Genomic DNA, 15,616 nt, shown 5'->3' with positions numbered 1-15,616 from the left:
CTCAACCTCCGTAATCTGCCATCGATTGTTTGATCAGACGATGCCACCCGTAGATTGTTGGCTCATCGGCAAGCTGTATGAATGTAAGCGCAAAGCCTTTTTGGCGGAGTTCTTCAACGATCGTCATCATCGTGATGGAATCGATTCCGACATCCAGTAAATAATCTTCATCCGAAATCGTATCAATCGGTTCTGTCACATATTGAGCAACAAGTTCGCGCAGCTGTTCCAGTGTAAAATCAGTTTGAGTTGTCATATTATCAACCTTCTTTTCTTAATATTCTGTATTTTAAAGTTGTAATTGCTGTTCTAGTAAAAGGCGTAAATCCTTTTTCGAAACTTTGCCTAGATGGGTCAATGGGAATTTCTCTACAAATAAAATTTCATCCGGAATTTTATAAGTAGCCAGTCCGCGCTCACGCAAGAATGATTTCAGCTGGCGTTTCGTTACATCCGTATTCCTTAGAATAATGAAGGCACAGCTTTTTTCACCCATATAGTAATCGGGCATCCCGACAATTGCCGCATCATGGACTGCTGGGTGGGCAAGCAGCATATTTTCCACTTCTTCCGCCGCAATTTTTTCCCCGCCGCGGTTAATTTGATCTTTTGCCCGGCCTTCTACGATCAAATAACCATCTTCCGTGCATCGAACAATATCACCTGTCCGGTAAAAGCCATCTTTTGTGAATGCCTTTTCATTATGTTCAGGCGCGTTATAGTATCCTTGGATCGTATAAGGTCCGCGTGTCAACAAATGACCTGTTTCGCCAACCGGCAATTCCTGGTCTTCATCATCCACGATTTTCACCTCGTCATATGGGGACATCGGGCGACCTTGCGTATGAATGACAATTTCATCAGGATCATCCAGTCGAGTGTAATTGACCAAACCTTCCGCCATCCCGAATACTTGCTGCAGTTGACAATCAAATACCGGACGCACACGTTTCGCTGCTTCAGCACTGAATTTCGAGCCGCCGACAAGCATGACCTCCAGGCTCGATAAATCATCCGTATGATTCGGCTTCACATCCAGCCAATGCAGGGCAAGGGATGGAACAAGCGGTACCATTGTCACACGGTGCTTTTCAATAAGCGGGAAAGCGACATCCGGACTAGGCGAAGGACTTAAAACGATTTTACCTCCAGCATAAAGGACCCCTAATATCCCCGGGGAACTCATCGGATAATTATGAGAAACCGGTAGCACAACCAAAAATACCGTCTCTTCGGTTACCTGGCATTGTTCAACACTTAACTTAATCGTGTACATATACTCGTCATGCGTTCTCGGAATCAGCTTGGAAAGTCCTGTACTCCCGCCAGATAGCTGCAGGAAGGCTACTTCGCTCCCTCTAACTTCAGGAAAATCGATAGATTGTGTGCTGAATAATGAATCAAATGATACAAACTCCTGCGCCTCGCCAAGAACGATGACATGCTCCAGCGAATGAACTGCTTGCTGAACTTCTCGCGCAAGACCTCGGTAGTCAAATCCACCAAAATGATCCATTACGATATAAGCCTTCGCTTGTGCAAATTCGCAGAAGTATCGAATCTCATTGGAACGGTGAGAGGGAAGTGAAAAGACAGGCAGCGCACCAATCTTAAATAGTGCAAATACAATTTCTACATACCCGGCCACATTCGGAAGCTGTACAACGACCCGATCCTCTTTCTGAATCCCAAGCAGTAAAAGACCGGCTGCCAACTGGTCCACACGCTCATTAAGCTGTGCATATGTAAGTGATCGTTTATCATCCATAACCGCCACATTGTCAGCAAATTGTCGAGCACGATCTTCAAGCATCTGGCCAAAAGTTAAACCTACCCAGCAACCAGACTCCCGATAAAACTCAGCTCGCTCAGCAGGCCACGGTGTAAAACCATCTAACATGGGCTGAAACCTCCTATAATAAATCTTCAATTATCAACACATCAATAATGATATTGATAATCATTATCAATATACTGTAACGGCTATGCTACTCCTTAAACGATTACTCGTCAACAATTGATGAACAATTTGATTCAATTAGACCAAGCGCTCTGGTTCTTTCGACTTTTTTTATATTTATTATCATGGACTTAAAGAGGGATCTGTAAATTACAGGCGGATAGTTACCTAAAAATTAGGGAAGTGTGTCATAGGCAAAGTGAACTGTAACCTTTTTGTAACTCTTTCTATAGGAGTTGGCTATATAATAAACTTATTCCAATTTATAGTGTTTTGAGAAAGTAAGGGGTGCTTATGCACATGAGAAAAGGCATTGGATGGATAACAATTTTAATGATTGCATTGCTTGCGGGATGCGATCTTGTAAAATCTCCAAATGATTTAATTGCTTCACCAGAGCAGCAAGACGAACTGAAAAGCAAACTGGAACACCAGTTAAAGATATTGTTGCCATCCTCCAGTGAACTCGTCACACCTGTGCAAAGCGACAAAAATCAGTCCATTTTTATCGAGGATCTGGATGGTGACGGACAGCAAGAGGCCATTGTCTTATACAGAAATCCACAGCAGAAATCGCAAGTCCATGTCATGCTTTTACAAGAAGAAGATAATGAATGGCAGGAAACGGCGAAGGTTGAACCAGAAGGGCAGGCAATCGATTATTTTGGCCTTCATGACTTAGATAAAGACGGTGTAATGGAAGTAGTAGTCGGTTTAGGAGAAAGTGAATTTGAAACGAAAAAACAGCTGATGATATATGTGTGGCAGGACAGAAGCTTGAAAAAGACGGTCGAACGCAGTTATGAAGGGCTTGATATTTCAGATTATAATACTGATGAAAGATTGGAACTTCTTCTTGTGGACGGCGAAAGAAGAGCTTCGTATAACGCCGAATTATTTCACTATGAATTGGGAGATTTAGTATCCCTATCTGCAGTTTCTTTAAATAGCTATGCATTTCATCAGCAGATGAAGAGCGGAAAACTAAATGACGGCAATCACGCATTATTTATTGATAGCGCAATTGGCGTGAACTCCATGCTAACTGAAATTATTGCTTATGACGGTACTAAACTCATAAAAGTAGGTGCTGAACAAGGCAATCTCGGGTTTAAATCGCTGCCTTTATATAGTACGGATCTTAATGAAGACGACATAATGGAAGTCGGTGAAACGTATTTGCCGGAAGGGTGGGTAGAGGAAGATTCAACTGAAACCCCATATCTCGTGCGCTATGTCACCTATTCAATCAACGGTACTTCTAAAAAAGTAACAGAACGGGCTACCAACCTTGAACATACTTTTTATATAGATATACCGGAAAAATGGCACGGAAAAGTGACCATTAAGTCGATAGAAAACGGCATCCAAATTTTATCACTTGCAAACAATGATCTGCTGTTTGAAGTGAAATGGGCGAATAAAGAAACACCCGATTATGCCCATACAATATTAGAAGAAACGAAAGATATGATTTATTATACTACGATAGAAGAACACCCGGATTTTCCTGTTGAAGCATTTCATTTGGAACAATACGAGTTTTAAGCGAGGGCAAATATGACAAACATCCTAGTTGTTGAAGATGAACTATCCATTCGCAGTTTTGTCTCATTAAGTTTGAGAAAGAAAGGCTATAATGTTGTGGAATCCGAATCAGGCGAACAGGCATTGGAATTATTTCGAAATAGAAATTTCGATTTTGTTTTGCTCGACTTAATGTTGCCGGGAATCGATGGATTTACAGTATGCCAGGAGATCAGGAAAGTGAATCAAAAAGTAGGCATCATCATGATTACGGCCAAAACACAAGAGAAGGATAAAATAGAGGGCCTTGTAATAGGGGCCGATGATTATTTATGTAAACCGTTTAGTCTGCAGGAATTGGAAGTGAGAATTTTTTCGCTTATGCGGAGAATAAATGTTGCTGACGAGGCAGCATCCAAAATGACGGATCTGCTGATTTCCGGAGACTTCAAAATGGATTTAAGGAACAACAAATTTTACAGTTCTGACGAAGTAGTGAAGCTCACACCAACTGAGTTCTCCCTGTTGCATTTTCTAATGGAGCATCCAAACGAATTGTTTACAAGGGATGAGTTATTGGATGCAGTATGGGGCGAAAATTATGTAGGCGAATTAAAAGTAGTGGACGTCAATATTAGACGGATTCGTCAGAAAATCGAAAAAGATCCTTCCTCCCCAATGTATTTATGTACTGAATGGGGACGCGGTTACCTTTGGAAGGTTAACAAATGAAACGTAAAGTCATACTTTATTTCATGATTATCATCATTTTGACGTTAACCCTTGTAATGACGGTATTTTGGGGCGCAATGACAAAGTATTATTACCAAGGAATTGCCAATACGTTTCAACAACATGTGGAAGCGATCCATCCTAGATGGGCCAATGAAATCGAGCTTACTTCCAACAGAATAAAAGATTTTAGTGACTTTGTTGTAAAAAGTTACGAGTTTGACGGCGCGGAACTGCAGCTGCTAAATAGCGAAGGTGATATGATCCAGTCTTCTACAGGATTTTATGAAGACATCAGCTATACAGTGGATCCGCATCTCTTTTCTTCCTACAGTCCTTATTATGAAAAAGAGGAGCTTGAACAGACGGAAGAGAAAGTTTTGGCAACGTATATCCCGCTGCTGCTTGACGGGAAAGTGATAGGTGTCCTTCGTTATACTACGTCTTTAACAGAGACTAATCTTCTCATTCAAAGCCTGTTGGGATACGGATTCTTACTTTGTCTCGGAGTTGCGGCAATTGTCTTTCTTGTAGCCCTTCAGCTTGCCCAGTCGATTGTGAAGCCATTTAATGAAATCATTCAATATACAGAGACAATGGCGAAAGGTCACTTCGAAAATAGAATCAAAGAAGATTATCCGGACGAATTAGGCGAAATGTCAAAAACACTGAATTATATGGCGGATGAGATTGTCAAAACGGACCAGTTAAAAAATGATTTCATCTCCTCGATTTCTCATGAGCTTCGGACACCGCTGACAGGAATAAAAGGGTGGGCAGAAATGTTGGAGTCACCGGAAGGATTAACGGAAAAAGAAATCAGCTTTGGTTTACGGATGATCAATAGTGAATCTGATCGCCTCATAAAATTGGTGGAGGATCTCCTGAATTTCTCAAGATATGAGTCAAACCGCATTGAGCTGCACCCGACAAAGTTTGCATATGCGACACTGATTGAAGAAGTGACATTACAGTTGCAAAGTAAAGCGAATGAAAAGAATATCCGCATGAAACTTAGCGCTACGCCAGTTTCTATTTACGCTGATGAAGATAAAATCCGGCAAGTATTATTGAATACACTCGACAATGCGATTAAGTTTTCGCCTCATAACAGCGAAATCGTTATCCAGCAGTACGAATCGAATGGGAAGGCAATTTGTATGATTCGGGATGAAGGAATTGGAATAAAGGAAGAACAATTACAGCAAATTATGAATTCCTTTTATAAAGCAGATGTGAAATCTGTTGGTGCCCGACTTGGATTAGCGATTTCCCGCACGATCATTTTAAAGCACGGCGGGACAATTGAAGTGACTAGCGCATACGGAAAAGGTACGGAAGTTTATATTGAATTGCCCTTAAATAGTAGCCTGTAATAGAGAGAAGGAAAACAACATGAAGAAATTAGTAGGAATGTTTACTGCTTGCTTATTGCTAGCCGGCTGCGGTACTGAAAGTGAGGAGCAAATAAAAGACAAAGTCATCGTAGCGTTGGAAAATGAGGAATACGAAGAAGCATTAACATTAATCCAGGAAAATAGTATAGCCGATGAAGAGACAAAAGTTTTATCTGCACAACTTCAGGAATTTAAAGAAGTAAAGGAAGCAAATGATCAGGCCGATTGGGACCGAGTTTTGGAAAAAGCACATCCGCTGTTGGAAAATCCGGCATTGGACAACAGTTTGAAAAAAGAGCTGGAAACCATGATTGTAGAAGCCGAAACGGAAATTAATAAAAGTATCAGAGAAAGCTTTGAACAAAATTCCGCGAACGGGGACGAAGAAGGCAATCCCCCTCCTGGAGAACCCGAAGATTCATCTGTCAGCTTGAAGGAAAAGTACCTCGCTAAATTAGCGGATATAGAAAAAAGTGTTAAAGAGTATGATGAAATTTTCGAACAAGGGATCCAAGTAGAAATGACAGCAGCAGAGGGAGAAATATTCTCGGAATGGGATATGCTATTAAATGAAATCTACGCAGATCTAAAGAAAACGTTGCCTCCTAATGACATGAGCAAACTAAGAGTAGAGCAGCGTGACTGGTTGGAATACCGCGACGAAAAGGCAACAGAGGACGCCTTGCAATATAAAGGAGGATCGATGGAAACACTACAGTATGTAAGCACTCAAGCCCAGTTAACAAAAGAGCGATGCTATGAATTGGTCGATATGTATATGAAATAGGACTGTAGGGTTAATTTCCTTACAGTCTTTTTTTTTCCCGAGATGTTCTAATAAAACTTAAAAAGTTCTAATATCCCGGAAAATCTTCTAATAAAATCCGGAAGTTCTAATATAATTGCCAAATGTGCTAATAACCCCTTCAGATGTTCAAATAAATCACCCGAATCTTCTAATAAGCCACCGCCATTTTCTAATATCCGCACGAAATGTTCTAATAAAAACGGCACACTTTAAAAGATACGCAATAATAATTGAAAAGTGAAATCTGTTCCCGACATCTCCCAAATGTTCTAATAACCCCGTCAAATGCGCAAATAAAACACTCAAATCATCTAATAAGCAACCGCCTTTTTCTAATATCCACCCCAAAACTTCTAATAAAATCCCACCCTCCCGATCGAATCAATTAATCACCTACCGAACATAATAAGCCGTATAAAATAATTTAAATTAACATTGATTCTTCAAATGAAATGATTTATTATGGTCAACAAAAGAATTTTTAGAAAATTTAGAATAGTATTCGTTGGAGATGATAAAAAATGGAAGAGTCAAAACCTTGTAATGCTTCAAGAGTAATTCGTTCAAGTCGGGTATTCCCGAATGATTTTAATAATCATAATACACTATTTGGCGGCAGACTGTTGAGCGACATGGACCAAGTTGCTTCAATATCTGCGGCAAAACATAGCAGGCGAGAATGTGTCACAGCATCGGTTGATACTGTAGAGTTTTTAACACCGATCCGTCCGGAAGAATCCGTTACATTCGAATCGTTTGTCGTTTGGACAGGGACGAGCTCGATGGAAGTGTTCATCAAAGTGCATGCCGAAAATATGCGGACAGGGGAAAGCAAGATCGCGGCGATTTCCTATTTTACATTTATAGCGCTTGATTCAGCCGGTAAACCTACTAAAATACCGCAAGTTTATCCTGAAACAATCGAAGAACGATATTTATACGAAAAATCCAAACAACGCACTAATTACCGGAATGAAAAACGGGTTTTCAATAAAGAAACAGTGAGTTACCTTCGAAAAAATCATGCTTGGATATAAATGATAAAGTCCTACCTTACCCAAAAACAAAACCGGACCATTTTGACGCTCATTATAGCGCCATAAAATGGTCCGGTTTTTTAATTATCCGTTCATCCGTATCGGTTGGCTGTCAAACCGCCATCAATTACAAACTCCGATGCTGTTGAATAGCTGGAGTCATCGCTTGCTAAAAACAGCACGAGCTTCGTGACTTCTTCAGGTGTAGCCCCGCGTTGCATAGGGACATGGTTCAACAGTTTGCCGATTGAATCCGTAACAGTAGGATTTTCGTCTTTTGTCATAACCATTGGCGTCATAATAATACCGGGATGGACCGAGTTAACCCGGATTCCCGTATGTGCCATCTCAAGACCAATAGATTTCGTCATTCCGGTAACAGCAAATTTAGATGCATCATATGCAACAGAGCCATCTTTACTTCCTAAAAGCCCTGCGATAGATGAAATATTTACAATCGATCCGCTGTTCATTTTCAGCATCGATGGAATTACTGATTTCATTCCTAGAAAGACACTTACTTGATTGACATCGATAATTTTCCGGTATTCTTCTTCGGTCATATCGACAATCGATTTCTTTAAACCGATTCCGGCATTATTGATTAATATATTGACAGGACCAAATGTGTTTTCAACATCTGAAACAATCGATTCCCACTCTTTTAAGTTCGTCACATCATGTTTATAAAACTTGCAATTTTCCGCTCCAAGTTGTTTGGCCAGTTGTGCGCCTTCTTCCGTTAAAATATCAGTGATCGCTACTTTTGCACCTTCTTCGATAAACGCTTTTGCATGAGCAGCGCCTTGTCCACGAGCAGCACCTGTTATAATCGCCACTTTTCCATCCAATTTACCCAATGTCGTCACTCCCTTTGTATCGATTCATTTCCCCCACAAAAAGAATAAATTTCCCCAAATTTATCCTTTTTAGGATAGTAGCATACTAGAATTTTTCAGGCAATATAAGGTAAAACATAAATATAGTGCCAAATCTTTTATAGTAAAGCATTACTGCCGGTACAAATAAATTCGTTTATCCGAGTTGAGAATATTTAATGCCTCTCTATATTTAGCGACCGTTCTGCGTGAAATCTTTATATCTTCCTGTAACAGTTTCTCGGTAATTTGCTGATCAGTCAGCGGTGCAACCTTATCCTCATTGTCTACATAGTCCGCTATTTTTTGTTTAATCAGCATAACCGAATCCTTTTTGCCGGACTTATTCGCAATCCCTTTCGGAAACAGAGATTTGAACGAATAAATGCCATGTGGTGTTTTTAAATATTTATTTTTGATAGCCCGGCTAATTGTGGATTCATGCAGATCGAGCAATACTGCAATGTCTTTTAAATTAATAGGTTCCAAACTTTCCATACCTTTTTCAAAAAAGTCGGATTGAATAGTGAGCAATGTTCTTGTCAGTTTATATAAAGTGCGGTCTCGCTGTTCTATTCCGTACATTAAAAGCATGACATCCTTTAAACAATCTTGAAAATAATTTTCGTTTTCATCATTCTGTTTTAGTAATTCCACATATTCCTCGTTGATGGTCAAAGATGATTTTAATTGGCTTTGCGTATTAATAATCCACTCATTCTTTATTTTCTCCACGGATATATCAGGGATGATATATTCTTCGCTTGCAGGATTTTGCACAGAAGGAACGGGTCTCAGGCTTTTAATATAAAAAATAATATTCTGTGTTTCTTTAACTGAAATTTTGTAACAGCTGCTTAAAAATTTGATCGATAGATTGGCGACCTTTTCTAAATGGTTGCAAATAAAGTCAGCTGCCAAACACGGTGCATCTGGATCGCTCTGTACTTGCAGCAGCAAAAATTCCTTTAAATCTCTTGCCCCTACCCCAATCGGTTCAAAAGTCTGGAGAAGTCTCAATATGTCTTCAGCATGAAACACATCAACATCGAATTTGTCGGCAACTTCATTCAAATCCACATCCAAAAAATAATTGTGATCAAGATGATGAATTAAATATTTTAATATTTTCAGATCTGTTGGTGAAAGGTTCATGTTCAACGGAATCTGTTCAATTAGAAAATCCACATCCGAATGTTTTTCAACAATCAGGCTTTGCAAAAATTCACTGTTGGCATAGTTGCCGGACCGATAATCGGTTTGAATGGATGATAAGTCAATTAAGTTATCCATCGACTGCAAATTTGCTTCGGTTAGTGTAAGTAGCGGGTTTTCATTGGCTTTCTCACGTATGTAAGATTCTAATTCTACTGACGAGAGCTGTAAGATTGCTAAATGCTGGACTTGCTCCATAGAAAGTTTTTGAGTAAGCGTCTGTGTAAGGTTCACATTAAAGTTCATATCAAAGTTCATTGTTTTCCCCCCTCAAAGTAAGAGTTTAGTCGAAGAAGACGGAATTTTCTATAAATTTCGTAAAATTTCTTTTATAAATCGTCCATATGGCACGGAAATTGCTTTGGAAATAATAAGTAAAAAGGAATGGAGGGGCACTATGGTCATTCAAAAAGTTTACGAGAATATAGAGTCATGTTTTGAAGGAATTGTTGTAGCAGGAAATAAAATCGGCAGGAAGATCGGTTTCCCTACTGCAAATTTAAATATTCAGTCCGGCATCAATTTCCCCACGCTTAATGGGGTGTACAGTGTTGAAATTCAGCATGGCGACGAGCGGTATGGCGGAGTGATGAATATCGGGGTAAAACCGACATTTGAAGAAGATCTTAAAGAAAAGGTATTTGAAGTTCATATATTTGAATTTGATAAAGAGATTTACGGCGAGCTTTTGAAAGTGGAAATTTGTAGCTTCATCAGAAGAGAAAAGAAGTTCAGAAATGTGGAAGACCTAAAAAAACAGCTAGCCGAAGATTGCGATACTGCAAAGGAACAGCTGCTGAATAAAAATCAGGAAACACATTATCAAGCCCATTACCTGCAAGAGTTCAACCGCGATATTGAAACAACGGTCATTCATTTGCCGGACTTGGATTTTGTCCGGTTCTGCGAGGAGAAATTCAGTGTAAACAGAGGGGTGTACAACACGTTGGATAAATGGTTTGCCGAACATCAAGTTGTGAACATCATCAGAAGAAGAATGACCATTTTACGTTTCCTGTACTGGGTCACTGTATATATTCCACAGGAGTGTAAATTGGAGTTCGGACCTAAAGGATTAACGGAGCAGCTAAGCTTTTACTATATGAATCACGTAAAAGGGGAAAAGTAGCAGCCGGAATTTTATAGGTTGGCATAATAATTGCTTAGTAGATTATGAATGATGAAATAGGAGGTTCATATGGATTTTCAAAATATTATTGTCGCTAAAGAGCAGCATATAGGGTTTATCACAATCAATCGACCTGAAGTACGAAATGCATTGGACTCATATACGTATGAAGAAATTGAACAGGCATTGAAAAAGTTTGAAAAAGATGAACAAGTCATCGTTGTTATTTTGACAGGGAGCGGAGAAAAAGCATTTGCTTCCGGTGCAGATATCGGCCAACTTCAACAAAGACGCTTTGCGGATGCATTAGAACCGGGCCTGCAAGGATTATGCAAAACAATTGAAGAAAGCGGAAAAATCGTCATCGCTGCTGTGAATGGCTACGCATTAGGCGGTGGATGTGAATTGGCGCTTGCGTGCGATATTCGAATCGCTTCAAATACAGCAAAGTTTGGCCTACCGGAATTGAACTTGGGGATTATACCAGGCGGGGGCGGCACACAACGCTTATCAAGAATTATCGGGAAAGGCAGAGCTTTGGATATGATTTTGACAGGAGCCATCATCAATGCTGACAGAGCGGAACATATTGGCTTAGTGTCAAAGGTAGTTCCTTCAGAATTACTGTTGGAAGAAACGATGGACTATACAAAGTCGATTGTTTCAAAAGGGCCGCTTGCATTGAAACTGGTTAAAGCTGTCGTTCATCAAGGCTTCGATCTGAATTTGGAAGCCGCATTAAAACTGGAAAAGCTTACACAGGCAATTGTGTTTGAAAGCGAAGATAAGTTGGAAGGTACAACAGCTTTCCTGGAAAAAAGAGAATCCCATTTCGTAGGAAAGTAAAGTGTTTCAAAAGTAAACTGAATATTCCATTTATGAAACAAAATGAAGAATTGAAACAAGAAACGAGGTTTGAAAATGAAAACGATTTCTGTAATTGGAGCAGGTGTAATGGGAAGAGGTATCGCCTATTCTGCTGCATTAGCAAATTTTAACGTAACATTGCATGATATTTCAGAACAAAGTCTTCAAAATGCAAAGCAGCAAATTGAGAAAGACTTGAATAAATCGATTGATAGAGGCTATGCAAAAGAAGAGGATCGCCAACTGATCGCCAACATTCACTATACAACGAGTTTAGAAGAGGCAGGACGGGAAGCAGATTTAGTCATCGAAGCAGTCCTTGAAGATATGGCTTTGAAAATCGAAGTATTCCAGAAACTCGATCAGCTTTGTCCGCCGCATACAATTTTGGCGACGAATACTTCGACGATGAGTCCGACTGAAATCGGTGCCCAGACGAAACGGGCGAATCAAACGATTGCGATGCATTTCTTCAATCCAGTACCGCGCATGAAGCTGGTGGAAGTCGTTCGTGGTTTGGATACATCTGATGAAACATATGAAAAAGTGAAACAGGCAGCACTTCAAATGAATAAGGAAGTCGTTGAAGTGAATGAATTCCCGGGGTTTGTAACAAGCCGCATGAATTGTCTGATCGGCAATGAAGCGATGAACATGCTCATGGAAGGGGTTGCATCTGCTGAAGATATCGACAAAGCTTTGAAATTAGGATTAAACCATCCGATGGGTCCATTGGAATTAGCGGATCTGGTCGGCTTGGATTCAAGGTTGCGCAATATGCAATATTTGTATGAAACACTTGGTGAAAAATACAGACCATGTCCACTGCTCACAAAGTATGTGAAGGCAGGAAAGCTTGGACGTAAATCTGGAGAAGGTTTTTATAAATACGATTAAAGGGGAATTTGCTATGTCAAACATTGTCATTATCGATTCGGTCAGAACAGCGATCGGAAAGCTGGGCGGGAGCCTGAAAGATGTAGAGGCCGATTATTTGGGCGGAACTGTACTAAATGAAATTACACGCCGCACAAATATTGATGCACAGCTAATCGATGAAATCATTTTAGGACAGGGAAAACAAAGTACCGATACACCGAATTTAGCACGTGTAGCTTCACTAAGAGCACAACTGCCAATAGAAATACCGGGGTACACTGTGCACCGCCAATGCGGATCCGGTTTACAGGCAATCAATAATGCCGCACTGCAAATCGGCGGAGGTTTGGCGGACTTTATTATCGCGGGTGGTGTAGAAAGCATGAGCACGGCACCATATTATATCCGCAACGGCCGCTACGGTTATGGAGCAGGCAACGGTCAGATTTTGGATCCGAACACAGAAAGTCAGCCACGTTCACAGCCGATAGATCAATACGGTTCTTTTACGATGGGAGAAACTGCTGAAAACTTAGCCGTTAAGTACAGTATTTCACGTAAGGAGCAAGATGAATTCGCATACCGCAGCCAGCAACTGGCACATGATGCAATAAATAAAGGCATTTTCAAATCCGAAATCGTGCCATATGAAATTAAACAAAGAAAATCGACCATCACTTTTGATACGGATGAACACCCGCGTTTATCGAGTGTAGAAGATTTGGCAAAACTTAAAGCGGTATTTAAAAAAGACGGGACTGTAACTGCCGGTAATAGTAGCGGAAGAAATGATGGTGCTTCTGCCTTATTAATCGCATCGGAAGAAGCAGCCCAAAAACACGGTTTTAAACCGAAAGCTCGTATTATTGCCCAGGCAGCAGCCGGTGTATCACCGGAAATTATGGGTATTGGTCCAGTGCCGGCGACACAAAAAGCATTGAAACAAGCCGGGCTTACTTTACAGGACATCGGGTTAATCGAGTTAAATGAAGCTTTCGCCGCGCAATCACTGGCCGTTATTAAAGAGTGGGACATCCCAGTTGACCGAATTAACGTAAATGGTGGAGCCATTGCATTTGGTCACCCGATTGGAGCAACAGGTGCAATTTTAATGACAAAACTGCTTCATGAGATGGAGCGCCGAGGAGAACGGTACGGACTTGTTACATTATGTATTGCAGGCGGTTTAGGTATCTCTACAATTGTTGAGAATTTACAAGTATAGGAGGATAACAAAGATGAATATTTATGTTCTATTAAAAACAACGTTTCATACGGAAGAAAAAATCGTGATCGAGAATGGGAAAATCAAAGACAATGAGGCCGAATTTATTATAAATCCTTACGACGAATATGCGGTTGAAGAAGCGATTCTACAACGCGATGCACATGGCGGGAAAGTTGTCGTTGTTTCGGTAGGCGGAGAAGACGCGGAAAAACAGTTGCGTACAGCATTGGCAATGGGTGCAGATGAAGCAGTGCTTATTGAAGATGAAGATGTTGGAAATGGTGACGCATCTACGACTTCAGGTATTTTAGCCGAATACTTAAAAGACAAAGAGCCGGATCTGATTTTAGCAGGAAATATGGCAATTGACGGCGGTTCAGGACAAGTTGGCCCACTAGTTGCCGAGTTATTAGGCATCAATGCTGTAACGACTATTACCGAGCTGGCTATTGAAGGCGGTAAAGCAAAAATTACACGTGATGTGGAAGGAAACAGTGAAATCATTGAAATCCCTTTACCGATATTAGTAACTTGTCAGCAAGGATTAAACGAACCGCGTTATCCTTCACTGCCGGGAATTATGAAGGCGAAGAAAAAATCGCTTGAAACATTGGAATTGGATGACCTTGATTTAGAAGATCTCGAAGGATTAACGGAAACGAAAGAGATTTATTTACCGAAACCGAAATCATCGGGCGTTATTTTACAAGGCGAGCCTGCGAAGCAAGTACAGGAACTAATTCAGATTTTACGTACGGACGTAAAAGTTATTTAAGGAGGATGAAATAATATGAGTAAATTTATAGCGGTTGCAGAATTAAGAGATAATGGATTGCGTAACGTATCTTTTGAAACGATCAGTCTGGCAAAGCAGTGGGATGATGAAAGTGAAGTTGTGGCGGTTGTACTTGGTACAGCTGACAGCAAGCATGGACAGGCGATGATTCATGCCGGAGCAGATCGCGCTATTTTAGTAAGCAATGAGCAGCTACATACACCGACTGCCGAAAATTTCACACAAGCATTGATGCAAGTTATTAATGAAGAACAGCCAACAGGTATCGTATTTGGTCATACATCGATTGGAAAAGACGTCGCTCCACGTATCGCCGGACGATTAAATGCGGCTTTGTTATCTGACGTAGTAAGTATTGAAGGGCAAAAGCAGGATGCCGTATTTACAAGACCGATTTATGCCGGGAAAGCATTTGAAAAAACACATGGGAAAACAGAAACAGTTCTTGTGACAGTACGTCCGAACAATATTGAAGTATTACAGACTGATTCTTCTCGCCAAGGTGACATTACAGTGAAGGAAGTTGAATTGGTAGACTTGAAGACAGTAGTAAAAGAAGTTGTCCGCAAAGTTTCTTCAGGTGTTGATTTATCCGAAGCGAAAGTCATTGTTTCAGGCGGTCGCGGGATAAAAAGTGCAGATACATTTGAAATGCTGCGTGAACTGGCGGAATTATTAGACGGAACAGTCGGAGCTTCACGCGGTGCATGTGATGCAGGGTACTGCGATTATGCACTGCAAATCGGCCAAACAGGGAAAGTGGTTACACCGGATTTATATATTGCATGCGGAATTTCCGGAGCCATTCAACATGTGGCGGGTATGTCCAATTCGAAAATTATTGTTGCAATCAATAAAGATCCGGAAGCGAATATATTCTCGATTGCAGACTATGGTATTGTCGGTGATTTATTCGAAGTGATTCCTCTATTAATTGAGGAATTAAAGCAGTCGTTGAAAGCAGTATAATAAGGAAGAAATTCAAATAATAATTACGTTTCAAAAGCGAAATGGATGTTTTAAGTTTGAAACATCCATTTCTTTTTAATTTGCCTCCAAAAAATATTAAAGAGGATGTTCTGATCGTTTTGTATGACTTTTTCATTATTTAATGAAGAAAATACAAAAAATATTATAAAAAGAATAATATTTGCTAGTTTGGT

General features: G+C 40.3%; 15 protein-coding genes. 11 read left to right on the top strand and 4 right to left on the bottom strand.

Annotated elements, in window-relative coordinates:
* Position 1: 1 nt before the first annotated feature.
* Together B5473_RS07395 and B5473_RS07390 are read right to left on the bottom strand one after the other, a co-directional pair.
* Entirely contained in the window at positions 2–256 is a 255-nt protein-coding gene (locus B5473_RS07395; RefSeq protein WP_079524288.1) for a phosphopantetheine-binding protein, read from the bottom strand.
* Between the two features lie 33 nt (positions 257–289).
* Entirely contained in the window at positions 290–1,900 is a 1,611-nt protein-coding gene (locus B5473_RS07390) for a (2,3-dihydroxybenzoyl)adenylate synthase (protein ID WP_079524287.1), read from the bottom strand.
* 360 nt (positions 1,901–2,260) lie between these two features.
* On the opposite strand from B5473_RS07390, the gene B5473_RS07385 reads away from it, so the two are divergent.
* The 5 genes from B5473_RS07385 (at position 2,261) to B5473_RS07365 (ending at position 7,461) form a co-directional block, all read left to right on the top strand.
* The gene (locus tag B5473_RS07385) at positions 2,261–3,508 is read left to right on the top strand and encodes an FG-GAP repeat domain-containing protein (RefSeq protein WP_254865269.1); all 1,248 of its coding nucleotides are present in this window, start codon (positions 2,261–2,263) and stop codon (positions 3,506–3,508) included.
* 12 nt (positions 3,509–3,520) lie between these two features.
* On the top strand, positions 3,521–4,219 hold the full coding sequence (locus B5473_RS07380) for a response regulator transcription factor (protein ID WP_079524285.1): 699 nt from the start codon (positions 3,521–3,523) through the stop codon (positions 4,217–4,219).
* Positions 4,216–5,595, top strand: a complete 1,380-nt coding sequence (locus B5473_RS07375) for a sensor histidine kinase (protein ID WP_079524284.1) — start codon at positions 4,216–4,218, stop codon at positions 5,593–5,595. The genes B5473_RS07380 and B5473_RS07375 overlap by 4 nt, the downstream gene beginning before the upstream one ends.
* 19 nt (positions 5,596–5,614) lie before the next feature.
* On the top strand, positions 5,615–6,403 hold the full coding sequence (locus tag B5473_RS07370; RefSeq protein ID WP_079524283.1) for a lysozyme inhibitor LprI family protein: 789 nt from the start codon (positions 5,615–5,617) through the stop codon (positions 6,401–6,403).
* Between the two features lie 542 nt (positions 6,404–6,945).
* Positions 6,946–7,461: an acyl-CoA thioesterase gene (locus tag B5473_RS07365; protein ID WP_079524282.1), complete on the top strand. Its 516-nt coding sequence runs from the start codon at positions 6,946–6,948 to the stop codon at positions 7,459–7,461.
* Between the two features lie 92 nt (positions 7,462–7,553).
* Here B5473_RS07365 and B5473_RS07360 read toward each other — a convergent pair whose 3' ends face one another.
* A complete protein-coding gene (locus B5473_RS07360; protein WP_079524281.1) occupies positions 7,554–8,321 on the bottom strand; it encodes an SDR family NAD(P)-dependent oxidoreductase in 768 nt (255 codons plus the stop codon).
* Positions 8,322–8,471: 150 nt separating this feature from the next.
* Complete coding sequence (rpoN, locus tag B5473_RS07355; RefSeq protein ID WP_079524280.1) at positions 8,472–9,812, bottom strand: RNA polymerase factor sigma-54; 1,341 nt, start codon at positions 9,810–9,812, stop codon at positions 8,472–8,474.
* 139 nt (positions 9,813–9,951) lie between these two features.
* On the opposite strand from rpoN, the gene B5473_RS07350 reads away from it, so the two are divergent.
* The 6 genes from B5473_RS07350 to B5473_RS07325 all read left to right on the top strand — a co-directional run bounded on the left by B5473_RS07350 (position 9,952) and on the right by B5473_RS07325 (position 15,422).
* On the top strand, positions 9,952–10,683 hold the full coding sequence (locus tag B5473_RS07350; protein ID WP_079524279.1) for a riboflavin kinase: 732 nt from the start codon (positions 9,952–9,954) through the stop codon (positions 10,681–10,683).
* A gap of 69 nt (positions 10,684–10,752) precedes the next feature.
* Positions 10,753–11,529: an enoyl-CoA hydratase/isomerase family protein gene (locus tag B5473_RS07345; RefSeq protein WP_079524278.1), complete on the top strand. Its 777-nt coding sequence runs from the start codon at positions 10,753–10,755 to the stop codon at positions 11,527–11,529.
* A 75-nt stretch (positions 11,530–11,604) separates the two neighbouring features.
* Positions 11,605–12,447 (top strand): 3-hydroxyacyl-CoA dehydrogenase family protein, encoded by an 843-nt coding sequence (locus tag B5473_RS07340; RefSeq protein WP_079524277.1) that lies wholly within the window; start codon positions 11,605–11,607, stop codon positions 12,445–12,447.
* Positions 12,448–12,460: 13 nt separating this feature from the next.
* Positions 12,461–13,654, top strand: a complete 1,194-nt coding sequence (locus B5473_RS07335; RefSeq protein ID WP_139377708.1) for a thiolase family protein — start codon at positions 12,461–12,463, stop codon at positions 13,652–13,654.
* Between the two features lie 13 nt (positions 13,655–13,667).
* Entirely contained in the window at positions 13,668–14,432 is a 765-nt protein-coding gene (locus B5473_RS07330) for an electron transfer flavoprotein subunit beta/FixA family protein (protein ID WP_079524275.1), read from the top strand.
* Positions 14,433–14,447: 15 nt separating this feature from the next.
* On the top strand, positions 14,448–15,422 hold the full coding sequence (locus B5473_RS07325; protein ID WP_079524274.1) for an electron transfer flavoprotein subunit alpha/FixB family protein: 975 nt from the start codon (positions 14,448–14,450) through the stop codon (positions 15,420–15,422).
* The last annotated feature ends 194 nt before the right edge of the window (positions 15,423–15,616 follow it).

This window comes from Solibacillus isronensis, from assembly GCF_900168685.1.
GTDB lineage: Bacteria > Bacillota > Bacilli > Bacillales_A > Planococcaceae > Solibacillus > Solibacillus isronensis_A.
The sequence above is the reverse complement of the archived record's forward strand: the minus strand, read 5'-3'. Positions and strand labels throughout refer to the sequence as shown.